Below are 24329 nucleotides of genomic sequence, written 5' to 3' on the forward strand. Positions count from 1 at the left end.
AATTAAAGGGAGTTCATAGAACAGCATTATCATTTTATAAGTTAATTGCTTCACGATTTACTTTAGGTAAAATCGGAATAGAAATAGTGAAGGTTGTACCGTCTGGAGCACTAGTCATTTTGAGCGTACCGTTATGATTTTGGATGATTTTTTTTGTTACTGACAAGCCTAGTCCTGTTCCCGAATCCTTCGTTGAGAAGAATGGATCAAAGATATATTCTTGAATAGCTGGAGGAATACCAATTCCATTATCTGTGAAAGTAATCCGAACGAAGTTATCAAGGCGATAACTAGTGATTTGAATAGAAAGAGGTTTGTCGCCTTGAGCATCGACGGCATTTTGAAATAGATTTAAAAACACTTGAACAAGTTCATGTCGATCAATATTGACTAAAATATCATCTAATTCATTAGAGAAGTTATAATCAATTGAAATGTTATGCAAGGAGACTTCACTAGCTAGTAACTGTTGAATATAGTCACGTAAAAATGTATTGATCGGAAACGGTTCTCTTGTAAATTCCCGTGTTTTTGAAACAGCTAAAAATTTTGTAATAATATTATTTGCACGATCTAATTCAGGGATAAGCAAGTTTTTAAATAACTCTTGATTTGATGTAGAAACACTTTCTTGTAAAAATTGTAAGTATCCTCGTACTGTTGTAAGAGGATTTCGTACTTCGTGTGCAATTCCAGCTGCGATTCGCCCTGCTAACGAAAACTTCTCTGCATCACGTTCTGTATTTAAATAATGAAAGACACTAATAACTCTAAAAATCTCACCGTTATAATCACGAATAATTCGGTTATTTATAATACCGTAATTTTTGTCTAAAACTTCTTCATTATATATTTCTGTTCCCGTTCTTAATGTTTCAATTGCTTTAATTTTTTCTTCCGGCAAGTTTAGTAATTGTTGAATTGGTTTTCCAATAATATCATTACGTATTACACCGAAATCATCTGCGGCAACTTGATTACATAAAGTAATATTCCCTTTACTATCGACAAAGGTTACATGATGTGAAAAGGCATCAAAAATATGAACAAAGTGTTTTTCAAGTTGTTCAAATAAAAATAATGAATCACAAGTAAGTTGAAAATTAGCTTCTTTATTTTCTTTTGGTATTTCTTGAATGGAATGAGTTGTTCTGGTTTTCTTTATTCGTAAACCAATATGTGGATTTTTGTATGTGAAATGATGTGGTAATTGATTCACAAGTTCTTCATAAAAACGTACTTTATTTTCTAGTTCTTCAATTCGTTTTTCATGAGATACAGTAGCATCGTTTGGAAGCATAAATAAATAACCCCTCATTTTAAAAATTCTTCCATATAGTATATCATATTTTTATAAGGATACTCTTAAAGAAAAGGCTACATGATGCAAAGTGTTTGGAAAGTGAATAGAAGATGAAGTTAAAAAGGGAGGGATATATGTGCTGTTCATTGGAGTGACAGGATGGGGAGATCATAATTCTTTATACATAGATTCCTATGAAAATAGAAATAAATTACGAACATATAGCGAGTATTTTCCTATTGTGGAAGTGGATAGTTCATTTTACGCGATGCAACCTGCACGAAATTATATAAAATGGGCAATGGAAACGCCGAAAGATTTTTCTTTTGTCGTAAAAGCGTATCAAGGAATGACAGGACATATGAAAGGTGAAATTCCTTTTTCTACGTTCGATGAGATGTTTGATGTGTATAAACAGTCTATTCTTCCTTTATTAGAAGCTGATAAATTAAAAACAATTTTATTTCAATATCCACCATGGTTTGATTGCAAAAAGAAAAATGTAGATTTTCTTCGATATACGAAAGAAAAAATGGAAGGTTTACCATGTGCAATAGAATTTCGAAATCAAACATGGTTTTATCCAGAAATGATAGATAAGACGTTACAGTTTCTAGAACAGGAGAAATGGGTTCATACAATTTGTGATGAACCACAGGCTGGGATAGGTTCTGTGCCACTCGTGTTAGAGGTTACGAATTCAGACATGGCATTAATACGTTTTCACGGTCGAAATGTTCATGGTTGGCTTGATAAAGGGGAAAATTGGAGAGCGGTTCGCTGTTTATATCGCTACAACAATAAAGAACTGGAAGAATGGGTTGAACGACTAGAGCAATTAAAAAAGAAAACAAAGGATATATACGTACTGTTTAACAACAATTCAGGTGGGGATGCAGCAGATAATGCGAAACAGCTTATGAAAATGATGAACATTACATATGGTGAGCCGAAGCCGGAGCAATTAAATTTTTTTGAATGATAATAAACAAGAAAGGCACTGTACAAACAGGGGGAATGTACAGTGCCTTTCTATATGAAAAAGAGGGGTAACAATGTTACTGAGCGTTTGGTTGATTCATCAATTGTTGGCTTCATAATAAATGATAATGGTTATCATTATCATTGTCAATGGTTTTTCTAAAAATATATAAAAAACTTTGTATATTTTAAATAGAGATAAAAAAAGAACAGCATTAATGCTGTTCTTTTCCGTTGACAAATTGTTGTAAATCAAAAGGAGTTATCGCCTGGATAAATTCTTTTGAGATAAGTGTTTGAACGAGAGTGCTCTCAGAGATAGAAGCACCTGTTTTCTTTTCATAAGCTTGTTTTAATAAATCAAGTTTTTCAGCCGTTTCTTTTGGTAATTCAATTGTAAGTGTGTTCATAATTTCTCCCCCTTAGTATTAGAGTACCACTACAGTATAGGAGAGACAAGAAAAGAGAATATGAAATATAAAAAAGGTTACCAAATTTTCAAATGGTAACCTTTTTTATGTATAAGAGTTATTAAGCAATACCGATATACTTTAAAGTTTTTGATGGAGTACTGTGATCAAAGAAGTGTTGTAAAAATGCAATATCAACACCTGATTTGTATGCACAATAACCCCAAGTTTTTCGAAGTGTATGTGAGCTAATCCCTTCTAATCCAACTTCTTTTGCAGCTTTGTTTAAAATGTACCATGCATGTTGTCTCGTAATAGATTTTGTTCCTTTTTGAGATTTTAGCAATGGTTCATTACGTTTCCAAGTTTTACGTTCTTTCATGTAGTCTTCGATTGCGTGCTGTAAGTCTTCATTTACAGCAAACCATTTATGTTTCTTCACTTTTTCATTGTAAAATAAAATGGAATGGCGAACATTTTCATTTTCATCGATTACATCACTAACTTTTAATTGTAAGATTTCACTTACTTTTAAGCCAGAATTTACAGCTAATACGAATAATAAGCCATCACGTTTCGAAGATTGTAAAAGTATATTTTTGATAGTTTCTAATTGTTTTTCATTTTGAATAGGTTGTCCTGCTTGTTTCATTTCACGCACTCTCCTCTTTTATATGTGTAAAGGAAAGGATTAACTTGTTTCTTACTATAAAGGGAGAGTGTGAATTTCATGTGAACTCCTAGTGAAATTAAGACAAATTATTTGACTTCTTTTACTTTTTGTAAATTGAAATAGAATACAACACTGTTAGTCGTATTATACACACCGTATTCGGCATGATGGAGGTCTAAAATGTTTTTAACAATAGATAATCCGAGACCGGTACCTCCAGTGTGACGGCTACGTGATGCATCTAGACGATAGAAGCGATCCCAAATTTTTTCAAGACTTTCTTCAGGGATAGGGTTTCCTGTATTTTCGATTTCGACTTTTACGGTATCTTCTGCTTCTATAATAGAGACTTGTATTTTTTCTCCATCTGGCGTATAACGGATTGCATTACTTAGTAAGTTCACAACTACTTGCTCAATACGGCTACGATTTGCTTTAACAAGTATAGAAGGGTCTGCATCGACATTCACTTGTAAATGTTTTTCTTCCATGCTAAATAATAATTTTGTGTAGACTTGTTGCGTTAATTCACCGATTGAGAACGTCGTCATATCTAGTTTGTAAGTACCAGATTCCAACTTTGCTAATTCTAACATTTCAACAATCAGCCTGTTCATATTTTCTGTTTCTTCTAAAATAACATCAGTATAATACGAAGTATCCTTACTAACACCATCTTTAATTCCTTCTGCAAAACTTCTAATTACACTCAGTGGTGTTTTTAATTCGTGTGACACGCCAGAAATGAATTCTTTTCTTGTTTTTTCTAATTGACGTTCACGTTCAATATCTTGTTGTAACTTTGTATTAGCGACATTTAATCGATCGATTCGATCTTTTAAATTTACAGATAATGTATTGATACTGCCAGAAAGCCCACCAATTTCATCGTCAGCTGTAACAGGTAATTTCTCGCTGAAATCAAAATTAGCCATTTTTTTTGTAACACGATTTATTTTAATTAATGGCTTAACAATGATTTTTGAGTAGTAGAAGGATAACAAAATAATAACGAGAAACACGATGATTAAGGCATAAACATAATAGTCTTTTAAAACGAGCATCGCTTCATTAACGGGCTGCAAAGATGCTATCGCAAAAGCATATTCTGTAATCTTTCCGTTTTCTATAATCGGTTTTACAAAGATACTATTTTTTATATTTTCTCCACCATCTAATATGAACGTGTTTAATTGGTTCGAGTTAGAAGTGCCATCTCTAATAATATCTGCAAAATATTGAACGGCTTGTAATGTTTCAATATCATTTGCAAGACGAACCTCAGCTTTTGATGGGAGCTGTAACTTAGTTATAACACCTGTAAAGACGATGCGAGTTGTAGATTTGTATCGGCTTGTAAGTCTATTTTTGGAAGGATTACCATTAATTGACTGAAAATCCGAATAGAAATGTTCGTTTTGCCATTGATTATAATTCGTTCCTAATTTTTGTGGTGTGATTATATTATTCTCTTGTACGACTCCATCAACATTAATTATTACATCTTTTTTTAAACCTAAATTTTCGAATTTATTATATTCTTCTGGTGTTAAAAGATTATTGAGTGGAATGGAATACTGTTTATTATTGTTGGGATTAAATACATCGATATAGTAATTGTTATCACTTTTAATAATACCGTTAGAATCCAAAAACTGCATATCGGCATTTGTTTTATCATGAAATTCTTGTTTTAGTTTTCTAACTTTCTCATAACTTTTATCACTTTTGTCATAATTATCTACGAATTTTTCAAAAGCAGTTTGAACTGTTTTTACTTTTTTATTAATATAAAATTTCTCTAAAAATAGAGATTGTCCTAGGAAAAAAAGTAGGAATATTATTGTAAATAAAGTTGATGTTAATAAAAATAGTTTAAAGACGATACTTCTGTTTTTCACTGCGTCACCTCTTATGAGAAATACTGTAAATGATTTCTTTATCCCGCCTTAACAGGTAATAAGACTCCTACTTCAAAATTCGGCAAATACAAGGGAGTTAGGCGGGAGATCAACTGCCCGTAAAATCCTGATTGGTTCAACTAATAATCAATGGAGAATGGGAAAAATCCCCACTGATTAAAGTTTCACTTTATTATAACAAACGTTACAAGAAAGTAGAGGGGAGAAATCTGTCTCTTTATAAAATAGTTATTTATAAAAAGTCACATAAAAAGAACTCGCCAGACGTATGACAAGTTCTTTAGTGTATTATTGTTGAATTGCTGCATCTAAAGCGATTTCAATCATTTCGTTAAATGTAGTTTGACGCTCTTCAGATGTTGTTTCTTCGCCAGTGAAGATGTGATCGCTAACTGTTAATACAGATAATGCATTTACACCGTATTTCGCTGCTAATGTGTAAAGAGCAGTTGTTTCCATTTCTACTGCTAATACACCGTAATCTCCAAGTTTTTTAACCATGTCCATGCTTTCACGATAAAACACATCTGCTGTTAAAACGTTACCGACACGAACGTGTAATCCTTTTTCAGTTCCAGCATCGTAAGCTTTCTTTAAAAGATCAAAGTTTGCAGCTGGTGCAAAATCAAATCCTGGGAATGTTAAACGGTTCATATTAGAATCAGTACAAGCCGTCATTGCGATAATAACATCACGAACTTTTACATCTTTTTGAATTGCACCGCAAGTTCCAACGCGAATTAAATTTTTAACTCCGTAGCTTTGGATTAATTCGTTTACATAAATAGAAATAGAAGGAACACCCATACCTGTACCTTGAACAGATACACGTTTTCCTTTATAAGTTCCAGTGAAACCTAACATACCACGTACGTTATTATAGCAAGTAACATCCTCTAGAAATGTTTCAGCGATATATTTTGCACGTAATGGATCACCAGGTAATAGAATAGATTCAGCGATTTCGCCTTGTTTTGCTTCGATATGTACACTCATGAAAAGTCCTCCTTATAATGTATTGATAGAAATCAATATCATTTGCATTATACACTACGAATCCTTTCAATTAAAATCTTTTTATTATTTGTAATATGTGCAAAATAGGAGGATTTCATAAATCATAATCTAGAATATATACCTTAAGAAGTTTTGTATGAACAGAGACAATAAAAATGGTAGGTGATGTTTTGAAAAATCTTGTCATTGGACTTATTGCGTTAGTACTTATTGTGGCAGGAGGATTTTACATAAAAAAATATCAAGAAAACGAAGAGACTGTAGGAGATGTTCAGGAAGTAAAGTGGGATGTGTCAAATGGAAAGGAAAATGAGAAAGTAGATATTGTATTTCAGTTGTTAAACAAAAAGAATAATGAAATTCGTGGTGTAAATGATCAAATTCGGGCAGTGATTGTAGATGGACAGTTAAAACACATACAACAAATTAAACCTACATTTGCAGGGAACGGGTCATATAAGTTATCTTCCAAAATAGCGAAAGACGAAGAATATACAATATTTTTATACGAAGATAAAAATAAGTCCGTAGAGTCATTCGCTAGGAAAGATTTTGGTAGAACGAAAGAGGAGAACAATAAGAAAAAAGTGAAATTTCCAATCGACAGTGTACTTACAAAAAAAATAGGAGAGTATGAAGTTTCTCTTTTATTTGGCGCATTACATCCGAATGAACCAGTTACGTTAACATTTCAGTTTCAAGCGAAAAAGGGTGAAAAATTGAAATTACATTCAGAGAGAGGAGAAGTAGAGTCACTCTATATCGTGGATGAAACGAAGGAGAACTTTTTATACGCTATGCCTGTAGATACGGATGAGCAATTACAATACCGGATTACATTTCCTGCCGAGGGCACGTATAAAATGTGGGGGAATTTCTATATAAATGGTAAGAAGTATGAAAAAGAATTTATTGTACAAGTTCAAAAAAGAAAAAACAGCTAAGAATTTAGCTGTTTTTTCTTTTTCCTATTAATTTTGTTACAGAGAGCATTGTAATTGGTAAAGAATGATTCTTCCTAAATGCTAAATATTTACCGCTCCATGCTGGTTTATATTTTTCTTTAAAATGGCGTAATCCGCTGAAACTATACGTATAACGAACGTTATTAAAGATTGCAGCAGCCACTCGTTCAGACCAGAAAGACTGTGTGGATAAACCAACATTTGAAAGTGGTGCCATACCAATATTAAAGGAGTGGTATTCATTTTCTTTTGCCCACTGGAATAAGTGGATGAAAATTGCGTCCATAATGCCGCTAGGCGCATCTGGATAATATCGCATTAAATCGACAGATAATGATCCGTTTTGATATACGGGCATGAATGTTGTGAATGCAATAATTTTTCCATCTGCATCAGATAATGTTGCAATAGGAGCACGACTAATATATTCACGATCGAAGTATCCGAGTGAAAAACCTTTCTCTTTTTTTCCACCAAGCCATGCATCTGAAACTTTTCTTAACTCTTCATATAATTCGTCTGAGAAAGGTGGCTCGTGAATAGAGAATGTATAGCCTTCTCTTTCAAAACGGTTGAAAGTAGCTCGCATGCCAGCGCGTTTCTTTCCTGTTATTGTAAATGTATTTAAATCAACAACAGCTTCTTCACCGAGCTTAAAGAAGTTATAACCAAAATCGTGATATAAACTCATCCATTTACTTTCAATTTGGTAGAATACACAAATGTATCCAAATCGATCAGCCTCAGCTAAAAACTCTTGCAGTACAGTACGATAGGAGGAAGGGTCCCCAATTGGATCACCTAGTGCAATAAGTCGTTTTCCAGTTATTGAGAAGAGAATGAGTGCTTTTCCATCACTACTGAAAAAGAACTGCTTATCTCCTAAAAAACCTAAATGACTAAGTACGTTTCCACCATGTTCATCTAAGAAGTTTTGTAATCTTTTATCATTAGCTGGTTGCCCGGGAAATTCATTTCGATAACGATTTGCAATGAGTGAACCAATTAGTAAAAAAGTAGGAACAAAAAAGGCAGCTGCTAATGCACTTCGTTTCACTTGTGTAATATTACGAACGACAAAATCAGGTTTGAAAGCTTCCTTTGCACCTGCAAATAAAATACCTAAGTTTTTATATAAATATAACGTTACAAGTAGGAATATAAAAACTTTTACGATATCGGAAAGTGAGACTTCCATTTTCTCACGTACAAACCTTTTACGAAGCATATACAATACAGCGAGTACGATTAATAAAATAAACGTTTCTTCAACATCAATTCCTTTTAGTGTATTAAAAATAGCCGCTCCAATTAAAGAAACAATCGTCATATAATAAGAACGTTTTGTTCCGTAATATATCCCCCGTGAAAGAATGAGTAGGAGAATACCGAATGTTAGCGATAAGCTAAAAGAAAATTGAATAAGGTGTTTTGGAGCTAGAATATGTAAGGCGTGTGCCCGATTTATACTTGTCGGTAGAATGGTTGATAAAATAACCATTAAGCCAGCAAATACTGTTAAAGCAGCAGATGCCCAAGAACCTAACTTTCCTAGAAAGTCACGCTGCAAAGTCCATATAACACCAGTTGTCTCTAATGCAGGCGCAATAAAAGGTTTATCTTCAAACTTTTTAATGGCTACTCCTGTCATTTCAAAAGCTGCAAAAATGAGACCAAGGCAGAATGGTAAGATGTAATAGACGAGACGATATAATAACATAGCAGGGAGTAAAACACCTGTATCGATGCCGTATTGCCCAAGCCCAGTTAAGAAGACAAGATCAAATGATCCAAGGCCACCAGGAACAAGACTAACGACACCAGCTAAAGCAGCAATGACATATACGCCTAAAAACTTTTGGAATTCGATTTCAATGCCAAATAATAATAATATGACGTACATAACAATACCAGCAGATACCCATTCGACTAATGAAACTAATGAGTATAAAACGGTTGGGTTTTTCTCCTCTTCTTCTTGTCCCTCTGTTTGCGTCGCTTTTCTATTTTTTAATTTAGAAAACCCGATATATATAGGAACGAAAAGTGCAAAGAAGATAAGAACAGGCCATAGCCATGGTTTTTCATGCAAAATAAATCGCGTGTCTAATATTCCGATAAGACCAAGAAATGAAAGAATGGCTAATCCATTAATAAAGGCAGTTGTCATCCAAGCGATACTTTTAATAAGTTTTCCATTTTCTTTTATGTATGGACGATAAAGCATTGTGCGTACGCCGGCTCCAACGAGACCACCAAACCCGATAAATCCATTTAAAGTATTAGCAATCCACGAGATACGGAAAATCTTTTGGACAGGAATATCAGCTTTTAAGTAACGAAGCATAACATAGTCATAAAAGAACATTGTTGATACAGCGAATGCACCAAGTGTAATTGCTAAAAAGACTCCTCCAGTTGGAATGTTTTTAATTGTATCAATCGCTTCTAAAAAAGAAATGCCCGCTAATTCTTTTTTTGCTTGAAAGAATACAATTGTTAATACAACAAATGGGAAGATAATTTTCCCGATTTGTAAGAAACGTTTCCATGAAAACGACATAAATACAACTCTCCTTGTGTAAGAAAACTGAGACAATAATATTATTATGACAAACTTCAAGAAAAATAAAAAGGTAAATTCCTGTATAGGGGAGCTATTTTTTATATAGGTATATTTAAAAGAATATTTTGTTTATCAGAAAATTAAGTTAGAATAAGATAAAAGAAGGAGGAGGGGGGAGTATATGATTATAAAAGGTTATGTAGGATATGAGTTAGAAAAAGCGAAACCTAATACATCAGAGGATTTTTTTAACAGATCTGAAGTGACATATATATTAAATGATAAAGAGAAAACTTTTTCGGTTTTATACGTTCGATATTTTGAAGAAGTTTTACAAGAAATTACTCCTTTTGAAGGAAATCCAGTGTATAAAGTAGAAGAACAAAACATATATTTGCGCGATATTGTAGCGATATGTTGTTTAGTGAAAGATAGGGAGCTTCGTGCGCAAAAACGTTTGTATTTAAATAATATGGAAGAATTTCAACAATATTTTGATGAGGGAACGGTGTTGAAAGTACAAGAAATATTGGCTGAATTACATAAAAATAAAAGAGTAGAAATAGCGTGAAATGGCAAAGGAGAGAGAAAAAATGTCTAATTTGATGGTTGAAAATCAAACAGAACAAGTTTCTATATTTTTAGAAGATGCTATTCATTTAATAACCAATTATGTAAATTATCATACGTTGCCTTCTTTATTAGAGGAGACACCGGCAGGGAACGAGCAATATTATAAAGGGTTATTAGCATCAATGAGACGACTTCTCGTTTTTTGCGAAGAAGGACATGATGCATGTTTTGTTTTGTTGAATAGTCAGCCATTTCGAAAAACAGCAGCTGAAAAAATTTTATATAAGATTTACCATCAAGTAATTGCAGAGTTTTTTTCACCGAAGAGTGATTATTGGTATGAAAATAGTCGGTCTGCATATACAGGAAAAAATTCTATCGTTTTTCAACAAACACCACCTGCATCTTTGGGGCAAGTGATGAAGAGTTTAGAAGGTAAATTTCAATTGATGCGTGAAGAACTAGAATATTATGAGACGGATTATCAGACAAAGATGTTACACAAATATTGATTGCGGAAAAGAAGCTAAGGTGACTTAGCTTCTTTTCCTTTTGTACAGTTATATAAGGGATTTTCATTGAATATAGTTAAGTGGATAGCATTAGGGAGGTGCAACATGAATCAGCAAGGTGTATTCACAGATTACTTTCATGAAGTAGAAAATTGGTGTGAAAGTGTTCTTCACGTATTAGATAGCCGCGCAATGGAAGTGTATGATGTCCATATGCTTGCTTATAAAATTCAGACGTTGTTAGAGCGTATGAAAGAGCATGAGTATGAAACAGATGCAGAGTTTATGTATGAAATAAGTGATGATGTAGAACATATTCAGCATCACTTGCAGGAAGTATTTATGCAAGAAGAAGAGGAATATGAATTATATGAAAGAGGGGATAGCGAACGAGCTGTTCCAATTGGAGGACATACACTACCGCCATTACCTTATCCGTATAATGCGTTAGAACCGTATATTTCTAAAGAAATTATGATGTTACACCATGATAAACATCATCGGAGTTACGTGGAAGGGTTAAATAAAGCAGAGAAGATGATGGAAGAAGCGAGAAAAACAAATCAATTTGATTTAATTAAGCATTGGGAAAGAGAAGCGGCTTTTCATGGGTCAGGTCATTACTTACACACGATATTTTGGAATAACATGAAAAAAGACGGTGGTGGAAGTCCAAGAGGTGCTTTTTCACAACAAATCGAACAAGATTTTGGAAGCTTTTTACGTTTCCAAAAACATTTTACAGAAGCGGCCTCTAAAGTAGAAGGTTCAGGCTGGGCAATTCTCGTTTGGGTGCCCCGGTCTGGAAGGTTAGAAATTTTGCAAAGTACACTTCATCAATTATTTACACAATGGGATACGATACCACTCCTTGTACTAGATGTCTGGGAACATGCGTATTATTTACAATATCAAAATCGAAAAGATGAATATATTAAAAACTGGTGGAATGTTGTAAATTGGCCTGATGTAGAAAAAAGGTTTGAAACTGCGAAACAAATTGAATGGACACCATATTAGACGCAAATTCTCTGCGTCTTTTTTAATGGAAGCAGAAGGAAGATTTCGTTCATATTTTAAAAGGCCAAGCATACACTTGTACAAAAAGTGCCAAAAGGACGTGGGGGGAAATATGAGACGAATTTGTGTAATCATTACGCTTCTTATTATGTACGCAAGCGTTATGCCAATTCCTACATATGCAAAGATGAACAGCAATGTCAGTGCTCGAAATGCTGTATTAATGGAGCAACAGTCTGGTCGTGTATTATACGGAAAAGCAGAACATGAACCTCAAAAAATTGCTAGTATAACAAAAATTATGACTGCCTTGTTAGCTGCTGAATCAGGGAAGATGAAAGAAATGGTGTCAGTTAGCAATGAAGCGGTGAGGGTGGAAGGATCAGCAATCTATTTAAAGCCTGGACAAAAAGTGAAGTTAGAAGATTTAGTATACGGACTCATGCTTAGATCTGGTAATGACGCAGCGCAAGTAATTGCTGAAAGTGTGGGTGGGAGTATAGATGGATTCGTATATTTAATGAATGAAAAGGCGAAAGAAATTGGAATGAAAGATACTCACTTCTCAAACCCTCATGGTTTAGATGGAGATGGATCACATTATTCGTCGGCTTACGATATGGCGTTATTAACAAAGTATGCAATGGGAAACGAGTCATTTAAAAAAATCTTTGGAACAAAAACGTATAAATCCGATTCTTGGGATTACCCGTGGAAAAATAAACATAAGTTGGTAACGTCTTATTATGAATTTGCAACAGGAGGAAAAACTGGCTTTACGAAGAAAGCAGGAAGAACGCTTGTTACAACGGCATCAAAAGATGGACTAGATTTAATTGTCGTAACTTTGAGTGCTTCTAGTGATTGGGATGATCATATGAATTTGTTTGATAAAGGTTTTGAACGTTTCAAACAAACGAAAGTTTTAGGACAAGGAGCAATTGCTGAAATAAATGAAAAGAAGTATGCCAACCATGTTTATACGAAAAATAGTTTTTCCGTGCCGTTAACTGAAGAGGAAAGAAAGAACGTGTTATTAAAAGTTGAACTGGATAAAAGTATAACGCTTGAGGATGGAGTAAAGGTTGGAAAGACAGACGTTTATGTTGGCAATGAGAAAGTTGGAGAACGGAATTTATTTTATAGTAAACGGAAGTTAGTAGCTACAACGGGACTTTACTGGAATAATGTGAAAGAAATTTTTTCTTACATGATAGGTGTTGGGAACGATGGTTAATCTCGTATGGGTAGCGATGGCTGTCATTGGGATTGTATACGCCATGATAAATGGAACGATGGAAGAAGTGAATAAGGCTGTATTTGACGGAGCAAAAGATGCAGTAACGATTTGTATAGGACTTATTAGTGTTTTAGTATTTTGGCTTGGTTTAATGAAAATTGCAGAGGAAGCCGGATTGTTAAAAAAATTAGTTTCACTTTTTATGCCGATAGTAAAAAGGTTGTTTCCAGAAATACCAAAGGATCATCCGTCCATGGGATTTATTCTATCAAATATGATGGCAAACTTTTTTGGTCTAGGTAATGCAGCAACCCCTCTTGGTATTAAAGCGATGGAACAACTAAAAGAGTTAAATGGAGGAAAGGATTCGGCGAGCCGTTCTATGGTGACGTTTCTAGCATTAAATACATCAGCTATTACATTAATTCCTACGACAGTCATTTCAATTCGAATGACGTATGAATCAGCCAATCCTACTGAAATTGTTGGGGTAACATTTATTGCACAAGTACTTTCTATGATTGGAGCGATTTGGATTGACCGCTATTTTTACCGAAGAAGGAGTAGAAAGGGGCGGAAAAAATGAGTATTGTAAATACAATTTCCTTATGGGTAATCCCTTGTGTAATTGGTTTTATCCTTTTATATGGCACGATAAAGAAAGTGCCGACGTATGAATCGTTCGTTGAGGGAGGAAAAGAAGGGATTCAAATTGCAATTTCCATTTTACCGTTTATGGTTGGAATGCTTGTTTCTATTTCTATATTCCGATCTTCAGGTGCGCTAGATGCAATGATATCAGTAATGAAGCCAATGCTAGATTTAATTCATGTTCCAGCAGAAATCGTTCCATTAGCACTAATACGCCCTATTTCAGGTTCTGCTGGTCTAAGTATTACGACTGATTTAATTGCCACATATGGGCCAGACTCATTCATTGGGAGATTAGCTTCTACGATGCAAGGGAGTACAGATACGACTTTTTATATTTTAACAGTATACTTCGGAGCTGTTGGTATTAGAAAAATGGGAGATGCATTAAAAGTAGGTCTTTTTGCAGATTTAATCGGAATTATTTGCTCGATTGTCTTTGTTTCCCTATTGTTTCAGTAAAGCTATTCATTTTTTATGCTATTTCGCGTATAATACGTATACGACCACTATTAAGGTGTAGCTTAATAGTGGTTTTTTTATGTGGTATTTTTGACAAAATGATGAACTTTTATTGTGAGAAATATGAAAAATATGGACAATAATAAAGGATAAAAACATGATTTGACCTTTATATGTTTAATATCATCGCTATGTTGTTTAAGTGAGACGGAGCGAATAACCGTAAAGCGTATGCGGTTGCCAAGTCTTTCTAATGTAAGGTAAGATAAATTCGAGGTGAAAAAAAGAAATGGAACGATTACAAAAAGTGATTGCGCAAGCAGGTATTGCATCGAGAAGAAAGGCTGAGGAATTAATTCAGCAAGGAAAAGTGAAAGTTAACGGAAAAATAGTGAAAGAGTTAGGAACAAAAGTAACTCCTCAAGATAAAGTAGAAGTAAATAACATCCCTCTTGAAAAAGAAGAACCTGTTTATTTTTTACTATATAAACCAACTGGTGTAATTTCAAGTGTATCAGATGATAAAGGTAGAAGTGTTGTAACAGACTTTTTCCCTGAAATTACACAACGTTTATTCCCAATCGGACGTCTAGATTATGATACGTCAGGAGTATTATTAATGACAAACGACGGGGACTTCGCAAATATATTAATGCATCCTAAATATAAAGTTGAAAAAACGTATGTTGCAAAAATAAAAGGCCCATTAACAGGTGAGAAAATTCGCATGTTAGAACGCGGTGTTGCACTAGAAGACGGTAAAACAGCACCAGCACATGTGAAAATTATTTCTTGGGACAAGCGTAAAGAAATGGCTATTGTACAATTAACAATTCATGAAGGACGTAACCGTCAAGTACGTCGTATGTTTGAAGCGTTAGACTGTAAAGTAGTGAAATTAAAACGTGAACGTTATGCTTTCTTAGAAGTAGGAAGCCTGCGACCTGGTGATGCGAGAGAATTGACACCACATGAGGTGAAACAATTACGCGCGCTTGCTTCTACAAAGCCAAGATAAGCTATAGAGTTAAAAATTCACCAGTGGAGTGCTCTGCTGGTGATTTATTCAATACAACATTTACAGAAGATAATACATAACATTTACCGAGGAGAGGAGAGGTAATATGAAGAAAAATCGCTTATTATTTCGCGTTATTATTCTACTCATTTTATGTGGTGCTGTAGGATTTACCCTTTATCAAGGATTCTTTGCTAATAAAGAGAAAATGCAAATCGGAAAAGAAGCACCTAACTTTGTTGCGACGGATTTAGAAGGGAAGAAAATTGAACTAAAAGATTTAAAGGGAAAAGGTGTATTTTTAAACTTTTGGGGTACGTGGTGTAAACCTTGTGAAAAAGAAATGCCTTATATGAATGAATTATATCCAAAGTATAAAGAAAAAGGCGTTGAAATCATAGCGTTAGATGCAGATGAAACGGATATTGCAGTAAAGAACTTTGTGAACCAATATGGTTTGAAATTCCCAGTTGCTATTGATAAAGGACAAAAGATTATAGGAACATATGGAGTAGGTCCATTACCGACAAGCTTTTTGATTGATAAAGATGGAAAAGTAGTGGAGCAAATTATAGGTGAACAAACGAAAGAACAGTTAGAAGGGTATTTAAAGAAAATTACTCCGTAATAAAGAAAGCCTTTACATAAGAGGTGCGTGTCTATAGTGCCTCTGGTTTAAAAATTCTGAGTATTGCGGTAACTCGAGGTTAGAATATACAATAGTACATATAGAGACAGGGGCGGTGAGAGTGTTGAAAGAAATTAAATGTGAATGTGGACATGTTAATCCGATAGGAACCGTTTTTTGTGAAGCTTGCGGGAAACCATTTGAAAGCAATGAAAATGCAAAACTATTGGATATGCGTTATGAGGGGAGTGCACGGAGATCTCTCACGCAAACAAAAACGATAGTCGATAAAATTTGGAGCTTTTTCTCTTCTGTAAAAGTGGGTGTATGGCTAATCGTAATAACTTTAGCTGCATCAGCGATAGGAACTATTTTTCCGCAAGAAATGTACATAACTCCAGGGATTGCACCAGCTGAATATTATAAACAAGAATACGGATTTTTAGGGCAATTATACTATCAATTAGGATTTAATAATTTATACGGTTCATGGTGGTATATGATTTTGATTGCTTCTATCGGTATTTCACTTGTGATATGTAGTTTAGACCGCGTTATTCCACTTTATAAAGCTTTAAAAAAGCAAGGCGTAAAAAGACATCCTAGCTTTTTAAAGAGACAGAGATTATATGGGACTGGTACACCGAAAGATGGTGACCTGGAAAGAGTGCAAAAGAATTTAAAGAAAAGAAACTATAACGTGAAAGTGGAAGACGGAAACGTTTTAGCAGAAAAGGGACGCTTCTCGCGTTGGGGTCCATATGTAAATCATATCGGTCTTATTATCTTTTTATTCGGTGCGATGCTTCGTTTTTTACCGAGTATGTACGTAGACGAAGCACTTTGGTTACGTGATGGTGAAACGAAAGAAATACCAGGGACGGATGGACAATACTACTTAAAAAATGAGAAATTTATAAAAGAAGTTTATGATAAAAGTAAGGACAAGGAAGTTTTTGAGGAAGCGATTGATCGTGTAGGCGATAAAATGATTGCGAAAAACTTCCAAACGAATGCTGTATTATATAAAGCTGTGGGCGAAAATATAGCAGGGCAAAAACCAAAGTTGGAAAAAGTAAAAGAAGCGGAAATTCGAGTAAATGAACCACTGAAATTTGATCAATTTGCAGTGTATCAAGTGGATTATAAAGAAAGTGAATTTAAAAGTATGTCCTTCAACTTGCAAAATAAAGAAAATAATCAAAAATGGGGACCGATTAAAGTAGATTTAACGAATCCTAAGGAAAAATATGATTTAGGAAATGGTTATTCTCTAGAACTATTAAGCTATTTTCCTGATTTTTATTTCGATGAGAATGGAAAACCAAATACAAAAACGAAATTACCGAACAATCCTGCATTTGTATTTAAAATGTTTACACCTGAAACACCAGATGGTGAAGTGAGTTTTGTTGGTATTCAGCAAAATATAGAACCTGATGGAAACAACAAATATAAAATGTCGTTTGCAGGTGTTGAAATGCAAAATGCAACAGCACTTACTGTAAGAAAAGATTTAACGCTTTGGATTCTCGGTATTGGAGGGTTTATATTTATGGTTGGTGTCATTCAAGGTATGTATTGGAATCATCGCCGTATTTGGATACAACGTGTTAATGATGAATGGTGGATTGCAGGGCATACGAATAAAAATTGGTTCGGTTTAAAGAAAGATATTGAAAGAGTAATAGAAGGTACAGCAATTCCACAGCCAAATGATAAAGTAATCGATAAAAAAATTAGTTAAGGTGGGGAAACGATATGGTGCAAATAAGTAGTAACTTTCTCTTTACCGCATTTATTTTATATTTAATTGCGACTCTATTTTTTGGTGGAGCCATTAAAGAAAAGGGTCATAAATGGGCAAATGTAGGAATAACAATTACAATTTTAGGGTTTATAGCACAAACAGTATATTTTGTTACAAGGTGGATCGCATCAGGGCATGCACCAGTTAGTAACTTTTTTGAATTCGGTACATTTTTCGGCATGATGCTTGTAGGAGCATTTATTGTAATGTATTTTATGTACCGTGTAAGTATAATTGGACTATTTGCATTACCAGTTGCGCTTTTATTAATTGCCTATGCAAGTATGTTTCCGAGGGAAATATCTCCGCTTATTCCATCTTTAAAAAGTAATTGGTTACATATTCACGTGACGACTGCAGCAGCAGGACAAGCAATTTTAGCGATTAGTTTTATTACGGGCGTTATGTATTTATTAAAAAATGTAGATCAATCAACGAGAAGTAAACGGACATTTTGGCTAGAGACGGTAGTATTTACACTTGTTTGTACAGTTGGATTTATTGGAGTAACAACGGTATTTTCTAGTATGAAATATGAAGCGAAGTTTCAATGGGTTGATAAAAATGAACAGCAACTGGAAATGAAGTACAATCTTCCGGCTTTAGTTGGACCGCATGAAGGGAAGTTACTGACAGAAAATAAATTAGAACCGGCAGTTGAAGTTCCAGCGATTGTAAATGCGAAGAAATTAAATACTGTTATTTGGTCAGTGTTAGTTGGAACGTTACTTTATATTGTATTAAGACTTGTTTTACGGAAGCGAGTATCGGCAGCACTTCAGCCGTTAGTAAAGAATACGAATAGTGATTTACTAGATGAAATCGGATATCGATCTATTGCAATTGGATTCCCAGTTTTCACATTAGGAGCGTTAATTTTTGCAATGATTTGGGCTCAAATAGCGTGGACGCGTTTTTGGGGCTGGGATCCGAAAGAGGTTTGGGCACTTATAACGTGGCTCTTTTATGCTGCAGTACTACATTTACGATTATCTAAAGGGTGGCATGGAGAGAAATCAGCTTGGCTTGCAGTAATTGGTTTTGCAATTATTATGTTTAACTTTATTGTAGTAAACTTAATTATTGCCGGTTTACATTCATATGCATAGAGAAATAAAATAGGAGAGTGCATGTCACTTTCCTATTTTATTTTTGTCAACTTTTCTTCTTTTTTGAGAAAAACATGACAAAGTAGCGGTTGATTTTGTAAAATGATGTCGAGGACATTATATACTGTTCAAAAAAAATACATAGTTTTGGAAAAAAATTGAACAAAATTTATTATTCTTGTGAAGCATAATATGGGAAGTGAAACATTTAGAAGATTGCTTAAATAAACGAGAATAGCGCAACATAATAGTAAAGAAGGGTAGGTGTGAACCGCTGAAGTGAGAGTACGCAGCGGGTAGAGATGGAAAATGAATCAAGAATTTTAATTGTAGATGATGAGGATCGTATTCGTCGTTTATTGAAAATGTACTTAGAAAGAGAACAATACACAATTGAAGAAGCAGATAATGGTGATACAGCTTTAGAAATGGCGTTACAAAATGATTACGATTTAATCTTATTAGATCTTATGATGCCTGGTAAAGATGGCATTGAAGTATGTAAAGGGGTTCGTGAGAAGAAAGCGACACCAATTATTATGCTGACAGCAAAAGGTGAAGAAGTAAATAGAGTACAAGGATTTGAAGTTGGAACAGATGATTATATTGTAAAGCCATTTAGTCCACGTGAGGTCGTGCTACGTGTGAAAGCGGTATTACGTCGTGCTGTACCAACAACATTCTTTACACAAGATACAACGACAAAAGATGTTACTGTATTCCCGCACTTAACAATTGACAACGATGCACACCGTGTTACTGCAGATGGTAATGAAGTAAACTTAACGCCGAAAGAATATGAGTTACTATTATTTTTAGCGAAAGCTCCTGATAAAGTATTCGATCGTGAGCAACTGTTAAAAGAAGTATGGCAATATGAATTCTTCGGAGATTTACGTACAGTTGATACACATGTAAAGCGTTTACGTGAGAAGTTAAGCAAAAAATCACCAGATGCAGCGAAAATGATTGTTACTGTTTGGGGTGTAGGTTACAAATTTGAGGTTGTGAACGACTGATGCTTTGGAGAAGTGTAGTAGGGAAGTTATGGATGACCATATTACTTCTCGTTTCGTTTGTTCTTGGATTTGTTGCGATTTTACTTTCACAGTTTTTTAGAACGTATTATGTTGATATGAGTGAAGCTAGGCTTCAAAAAGTCGCAACAAGTGTTTCAGAGTTAATTGAAGAAGGTGCCGATGTAAAAACGATTGAGAATATCGCTTACAAATTCTCTGATCCACTTTCAAGGATTATTATTGTAGAAGATGGTAAAGAAATCTCTTCTTCACCGAAACAAGAAGGCTTAGTCACTCTTACAATGGATGACTTAAAAGAAGATAAAGAATTAGCGGCTGTGTTTACAGACAAAAAAGAAATTAAGAATAACATTAGAAAAGCCTCTAATAGTAGAAAGAATAAAAATACTGAAAATGATATTATGATTGTCGGAAAACCAGTGCAATCAAAAAATCAAAGTGCAGTGTTTGTGTACGAATCTTTACAAGTGCCGATACAAGGTATGGAAAGAACGACTGATTTTATATTCTTATCAGCAGGGATTGCGATTATATTAACAACTTTCTTTGCATTCTTCTTATCTACTCGAATTACAGCACCACTTCGTAAAATGCGTGAGGTTGCTTTTGAAGTGTCGCGTGGGAAGTTTGATGCGAAAGCTCCTATGGTATCTCAGGACGAGATTGGTGAGCTTGCAACGGCCTTAAATCAAATGGGGAAACAGTTGAAGTTTAATATGAATGCCCTGCAGCAAGAGAAAGAACAGTTAGCAAGTATTTTGAGTAGTATGGCAGATGGGGTTATTACATTAAATCAAGAAGGTGAAGTTGTAGTAATCAATCCGCCGGCTGAACATTTCTTACAAGTTTGGCAAGAAGAAAAAGAGATAGAGCTCAGTAAAAAACTGCCTTCTGAACTTGTTGAACTATTCCATCTCGTTGTAGAAAGCGAACAACAACAAGTTGTTGAAATTAATTTACAAAAAGGGAACTATGTAGTTCTTATGACGCCGCTCTACAATCAAACGAAAATTCGCGGGGCTGTAGCAGTACTGCGAGATATGACGGAAGAACGTCGTCTTGAAAAGATGCGTCAAGACTTTATTGCGAATGTATCGCATGAACTTCGTACACCGATGGTCATGCTGCAAGGGTATAGTGAAGCAATTTTAGATGATATTGTGCAAACGAAAGAAGAAATTAATGAGTTTGTTCAAATCATTTATGATGAATCCGTTCGTTTAGGTAAACTTGTAAATGAATTATTAGATTTAGCACGCATGGAAAGTGGTAATGTAGAGTTACATATAGGTGAAGTGGACATACATCCGTTTGTTGAAAAAATTGGTCGTAAATTCCAAGGGATCGCAAAGGATAAAGAAGTTGAACTAACAGTTGATTTCAAAAATCTAATTGAACAATACCCGTTTGATGCAGATCGTATGGAACAAGTATTGACGAATTTAATTGATAACGCAATACGTCATACGAACGCAGGCGGACATGTAACACTTGTAATTGATACGAAAAATAATGGTCTCATTTTTGAAGTACAAGATTCGGGCGTTGGTATTCCAGAAGAAGATATTCCATTTTTATTTGATCGTTTCTATAAAGCTGATAAAGCAAGAACACGTGGGAAAAAAGGTGGAACAGGACTCGGGCTTGCGATTGCGAAAAATATTGTTCAAGGCCATGATGGTAAAATTTCTGTATCAAGTGTTGTTGGAGAAGGAACTACATTCTCTGTCTATTTACCGAATCGTATAATTTAGATATACGTTTTTAAAGTTGATAATGAATAAAGTTCTGCTGTTTTTTATTTTTTTGTAAACTCAATTAAATAAAAAATGGTAGAACTTTTTTCTATGTTACTCGAATAAAGAATAACAAGAGAGGTGCTGTGAAGAAATGAAATTATATACAAAAACAGGAGATAAAGGAACGACAAGTGTAATAGGTGGTAGGGTTGATAAAGATGATATCCGTGTGGAAGCGTATGGAACAATAGACGAGGCGAATTCTCATATCGGATATGCAATGACTAAACTACAAGGCGGGCCTTTCGGAGATATTTACAATGAACTTGAAACGATTCAACATGAACTATTTGATTGCGGGGGAGACTTGGCGATAGTAGGCGAGAAGATACCTTATAAAGTAAAAATTGAAATGGTCGAAAACTTAGAAAGTAGGATTGATTCGTATATAGAAGAAGCACCGCCGCTAGAGCGCTTTATTTTACCAGGTGGAAGCGAGTCGGCAGCTGCTATTCATATTGCACGTACAGTTGTAAGGCGAGCAGAACGATGTATCGTGTCCTTACAAAAAGAAGGAAAAATAAATGAAGTTGTTCTAAAGTATGTAAATAGATTATCTGACTATTTATTTGCAGTAGCTAGAGTAATAAACGCTCGATTACAAGTAAAAGATGTAGAGTATAATCGCAGTGCAATCGTTTTTCGTGATAAGAAAGAGAAGGAAGTGGAGTGATTCACTTTCTTTTTTGTATACTTTTTTCTGTAATATACCAAAATAGAGAAGGTATGGTGGTAATTAGAAAACGGAGGATGTATATGAAAGTTTTAAAATACGGCGTTATGTTATTGACAGTACTGTTTTTATCTCAATTACATGTGTACGCAGAGGGAAATCAATGGGCATGGCCTGTTGAAGGACAGATAAGTGATTATTTTGGGACAAGACACGGAAAACACTACGGTATAGATATAGCGGCACCGATCGGCACGCCTGTGTCAGCTATTCAAGAAGGGAAGGTAACAAAGTCTTATTATTCAAGTAGTTATGGAAACGTTATATTTATTAAACATGGAGAATATGAGGCTGTGTATGCACATTTAAATAAGAGATATGTAGTTCAAGGGGATTATATTTCAAAAGGAGAAAAAATTGGAGAAGTAGGGAACACGGGAGAATCGCGAGGTGCACACTTACATCTAGAACTTCATCAAGGAAGATGGACGATGGCGAAAAAGAATGCGATGAACCCATTGCTTGTTTTAAGTGAACAAAGAAATGAAGTTGTTTCTTCATCATTATATGTCGTACAAAAAGGGGATACTTTAGTTAGTATTGCACGGAAATTTAGTATGACACTTAAGGAAATTAAAGAAAAAAATGGATTGCAGCAAGAGCTAATTTATCCTAATCAACAATTATATGTTAAGTGAAGGCAACGTCTCAAAAATTAAACTTTGAATATTCTTAAATAAGGTTCAATGTAAATGAAATTATATGGGCGCTTTTCCTAGAAGTATTGAGTGAATTAGAGTATCTATATTTAAAAGAAAACCGTCCCAAAATTTATTTTGGGACGGTTTTCTTTTACCAAAAAATAAAGACACATATAAATCCAGAAATAGCTAAATAGCTATATAAGTAAAAAACTTTTGTTCTTGTTTTCTCTTTTGTTCGAAACAGTACGATAGTCGGTTCAATTAAACCGATTGTCAAACAAAGTAGGCCAAGAAGCATACAACCAATCGAAATAGAATACAGGGCGATTTGTGGTGCTTGAAATGGAATCATCCATTTTAATAAAAATGCAATAAGTGCAGTGTAACAAATGCTACCGATGTATTTATTCAGTGGTGTATTAGAACGAAAGCCAGGAAGTTTTTTTAAGAAAGAGCGGGAAACAACTTCTGTTTGTAAAGATGTATGCTCTTCAATAATTTTTTGAGCTTCTTTTCCTTTTTGAAAAAGAGATAAGATCCAATTTCGCTCACCCTGAAAAATAAATTGAGAAGTTGTCAAATAGTGATCAATCTTCACTTTACTCCAACTCTTCCACGGATGACGCTCACACAATTTTAATTTACTTTCTGTTTTCTTATCATACTGATAAATACTGATGCCATCTTCATCGAAAGTAGCATAGTATGTCTCGTTTGAGAATGTGCCTAAATCAATTGGGCAGTAGAAAAGTAATTCTTTTTTTAAGTAAAAGTATTCTTTTCTTAAGTTTTTTTTCATTGCTTCTCGAATAGAATGTCTCTTTTCTTTTTTCATGACATTTCCTCCATAACTCAGAAAATGTTCTTATCTTAACAATTCAATATCTTATCACTTTTAATTATATATGACTAGGTAATTCAAAAGAGAAATGCCGAATAATAAAAAATATGGATTGTATTGTAAAATATTTCGCAATTCATTTGTTGTTACTAAAAATAAATAACTAATTTTAAATAAGTTACAATTTTTTAGTTCACAATGTTATGAGGTTGTTGTATAATGAAGGGGAAAATAGAATATCGGTCTATCTTCGGGGCAGGGTGAAAATCCCGACCGGCGGTGATGAACTATTTATGATTTTGTTCTAAGCCCGCGAGCCGTTAAGGCAGGATTTGGTGTGATTCCAAAGCCGACAGTATAGTCTGGATGGGAGAAGATGGAGGTTCAAGCGTTCAAAAAAGATATGGATTTG

The 24329-nt window shown here is 34.4% G+C and carries 23 protein-coding genes and 1 riboswitch; of the genes, 16 read left to right on the forward strand and 7 right to left on the reverse strand.

All coding sequences use genetic code 11. The features are described 5' to 3' along the window. Positions 1 to 34: 34 nt before the first annotated feature. Positions 35 to 1300: an ATP-binding protein gene (locus N2V79_RS07540; RefSeq protein ID WP_053564899.1), complete on the reverse strand. Its 1266-nt coding sequence runs from the start codon at positions 1298 to 1300 to the stop codon at positions 35 to 37. 139 nt (positions 1301 to 1439) lie between these two features. Here N2V79_RS07540 and N2V79_RS07545 point away from each other — a divergent pair, with 139 nt between their 5' ends. Beyond that, positions 1440 to 2285 (forward strand): DUF72 domain-containing protein, encoded by an 846-nt coding sequence (locus N2V79_RS07545; protein WP_053564898.1) that lies wholly within the window; start codon positions 1440 to 1442, stop codon positions 2283 to 2285. Positions 2286 to 2499: 214 nt separating this feature from the next. Here N2V79_RS07545 and N2V79_RS07550 read toward each other — a convergent pair whose 3' ends face one another. From N2V79_RS07550 to deoD, 4 genes are all read right to left on the reverse strand, one after another. Next, complete coding sequence (locus N2V79_RS07550; RefSeq protein ID WP_001094860.1) at positions 2500 to 2694, reverse strand: DUF3924 domain-containing protein; 195 nt, start codon at positions 2692 to 2694, stop codon at positions 2500 to 2502. 121 nt (positions 2695 to 2815) lie between these two features. Further along, entirely contained in the window at positions 2816 to 3346 is a 531-nt protein-coding gene (locus tag N2V79_RS07555; RefSeq protein WP_000806236.1) for a tyrosine-type recombinase/integrase, read from the reverse strand. Positions 3347 to 3453: 107 nt separating this feature from the next. Then, positions 3454 to 5268, reverse strand: coding sequence for a sensor histidine kinase (locus tag N2V79_RS07560; protein WP_069355308.1), 1815 nt, complete (start codon positions 5266 to 5268; stop codon positions 3454 to 3456). A gap of 309 nt (positions 5269 to 5577) precedes the next feature. Further along, complete coding sequence (gene deoD, locus N2V79_RS07565; RefSeq protein ID WP_000110707.1) at positions 5578 to 6285, reverse strand: purine-nucleoside phosphorylase; 708 nt, start codon at positions 6283 to 6285, stop codon at positions 5578 to 5580. Between the two features lie 176 nt (positions 6286 to 6461). Here deoD and N2V79_RS07570 point away from each other — a divergent pair, with 176 nt between their 5' ends. Continuing rightward, positions 6462 to 7250, forward strand: a complete 789-nt coding sequence (locus N2V79_RS07570; RefSeq protein ID WP_069355309.1) for a hypothetical protein — start codon at positions 6462 to 6464, stop codon at positions 7248 to 7250. Between the two features lie 4 nt (positions 7251 to 7254). Here the strand turns inward: N2V79_RS07570 and mprF are convergent, their stop codons facing one another. Then, positions 7255 to 9834, reverse strand: a complete 2580-nt coding sequence (gene mprF / locus N2V79_RS07575; RefSeq protein ID WP_340719755.1) for a bifunctional lysylphosphatidylglycerol flippase/synthetase MprF — start codon at positions 9832 to 9834, stop codon at positions 7255 to 7257. A 184-nt stretch (positions 9835 to 10018) separates the two neighbouring features. Here mprF and N2V79_RS07580 point away from each other — a divergent pair, with 184 nt between their 5' ends. The 14 genes from N2V79_RS07580 to N2V79_RS07645 all read left to right on the forward strand — a co-directional run bounded on the left by N2V79_RS07580 (position 10019) and on the right by N2V79_RS07645 (position 23070). Further along, entirely contained in the window at positions 10019 to 10408 is a 390-nt protein-coding gene (locus N2V79_RS07580; protein WP_053564895.1) for a hypothetical protein, read from the forward strand. Between the two features lie 22 nt (positions 10409 to 10430). Continuing rightward, entirely contained in the window at positions 10431 to 10922 is a 492-nt protein-coding gene (locus N2V79_RS07585) for a YpuI family protein (RefSeq protein ID WP_000067551.1), read from the forward strand. A 105-nt stretch (positions 10923 to 11027) separates the two neighbouring features. Continuing rightward, on the forward strand, positions 11028 to 11942 hold the full coding sequence (locus N2V79_RS07590) for a superoxide dismutase (protein ID WP_001075742.1): 915 nt from the start codon (positions 11028 to 11030) through the stop codon (positions 11940 to 11942). 112 nt (positions 11943 to 12054) lie between these two features. After that, positions 12055 to 13179: a D-alanyl-D-alanine carboxypeptidase family protein gene (locus N2V79_RS07595; protein ID WP_001252626.1), complete on the forward strand. Its 1125-nt coding sequence runs from the start codon at positions 12055 to 12057 to the stop codon at positions 13177 to 13179. Then, positions 13172 to 13768 (forward strand): spore maturation protein SpmA, encoded by a 597-nt coding sequence (gene spmA, locus N2V79_RS07600; protein ID WP_000247810.1) that lies wholly within the window; start codon positions 13172 to 13174, stop codon positions 13766 to 13768. Before N2V79_RS07595 ends, spmA begins: the two co-directional genes overlap by 8 nt. Continuing rightward, positions 13765 to 14295 (forward strand): spore maturation protein SpmB, encoded by a 531-nt coding sequence (spmB, locus tag N2V79_RS07605; protein ID WP_000029514.1) that lies wholly within the window; start codon positions 13765 to 13767, stop codon positions 14293 to 14295. The genes spmA and spmB overlap by 4 nt, the downstream gene beginning before the upstream one ends. Positions 14296 to 14584: 289 nt before the next feature. Beyond that, positions 14585 to 15313 (forward strand): 23S rRNA pseudouridine(2605) synthase RluB, encoded by a 729-nt coding sequence (gene rluB, locus N2V79_RS07610; protein WP_000440553.1) that lies wholly within the window; start codon positions 14585 to 14587, stop codon positions 15311 to 15313. Positions 15314 to 15419: 106 nt separating this feature from the next. Then, positions 15420 to 15941, forward strand: coding sequence for a thiol-disulfide oxidoreductase ResA (resA, locus tag N2V79_RS07615; protein WP_069355311.1), 522 nt, complete (start codon positions 15420 to 15422; stop codon positions 15939 to 15941). A gap of 121 nt (positions 15942 to 16062) precedes the next feature. Then, positions 16063 to 17688, forward strand: a complete 1626-nt coding sequence (resB, locus tag N2V79_RS07620) for a cytochrome c biogenesis protein ResB (RefSeq protein WP_000910517.1) — start codon at positions 16063 to 16065, stop codon at positions 17686 to 17688. A 14-nt stretch (positions 17689 to 17702) separates the two neighbouring features. Continuing rightward, positions 17703 to 18860: a cytochrome c biogenesis protein ResC gene (resC, locus tag N2V79_RS07625; RefSeq protein WP_000250087.1), complete on the forward strand. Its 1158-nt coding sequence runs from the start codon at positions 17703 to 17705 to the stop codon at positions 18858 to 18860. A 302-nt stretch (positions 18861 to 19162) separates the two neighbouring features. After that, a complete protein-coding gene (resD, locus tag N2V79_RS07630) occupies positions 19163 to 19879 on the forward strand; it encodes a DNA-binding response regulator ResD (RefSeq protein ID WP_000426861.1) in 717 nt (238 codons plus the stop codon). Continuing rightward, entirely contained in the window at positions 19879 to 21654 is a 1776-nt protein-coding gene (gene resE / locus N2V79_RS07635; RefSeq protein WP_084746037.1) for a sensor histidine kinase ResE, read from the forward strand. The genes resD and resE overlap by 1 nt, the downstream gene beginning before the upstream one ends. Before the next feature lie 136 nt (positions 21655 to 21790). After that, entirely contained in the window at positions 21791 to 22372 is a 582-nt protein-coding gene (locus tag N2V79_RS07640) for a cob(I)yrinic acid a,c-diamide adenosyltransferase (RefSeq protein ID WP_000781271.1), read from the forward strand. An 83-nt stretch (positions 22373 to 22455) separates the two neighbouring features. Next, positions 22456 to 23070 carry a peptidoglycan DD-metalloendopeptidase family protein gene (locus N2V79_RS07645; protein WP_000866228.1) on the forward strand — a complete coding sequence of 205 codons (615 nt, stop codon included), beginning with the start codon at positions 22456 to 22458 and terminating at the stop codon, positions 23068 to 23070. 154 nt (positions 23071 to 23224) lie between these two features. On the opposite strand, the gene N2V79_RS07650 is transcribed toward N2V79_RS07645, so the two are convergent. Further along, positions 23225 to 23911: a hypothetical protein gene (locus N2V79_RS07650; RefSeq protein WP_000711798.1), complete on the reverse strand. Its 687-nt coding sequence runs from the start codon at positions 23909 to 23911 to the stop codon at positions 23225 to 23227. A 248-nt stretch (positions 23912 to 24159) separates the two neighbouring features. After that, positions 24160 to 24299, forward strand: a riboswitch (FMN riboswitch). The last annotated feature ends 30 nt before the right edge of the window (positions 24300 to 24329 follow it).

Source organism: Bacillus sp. CH_70 (assembly GCF_038007045.1).
GTDB lineage: Bacteria > Bacillota > Bacilli > Bacillales > Bacillaceae_G > Bacillus_A > Bacillus_A cereus.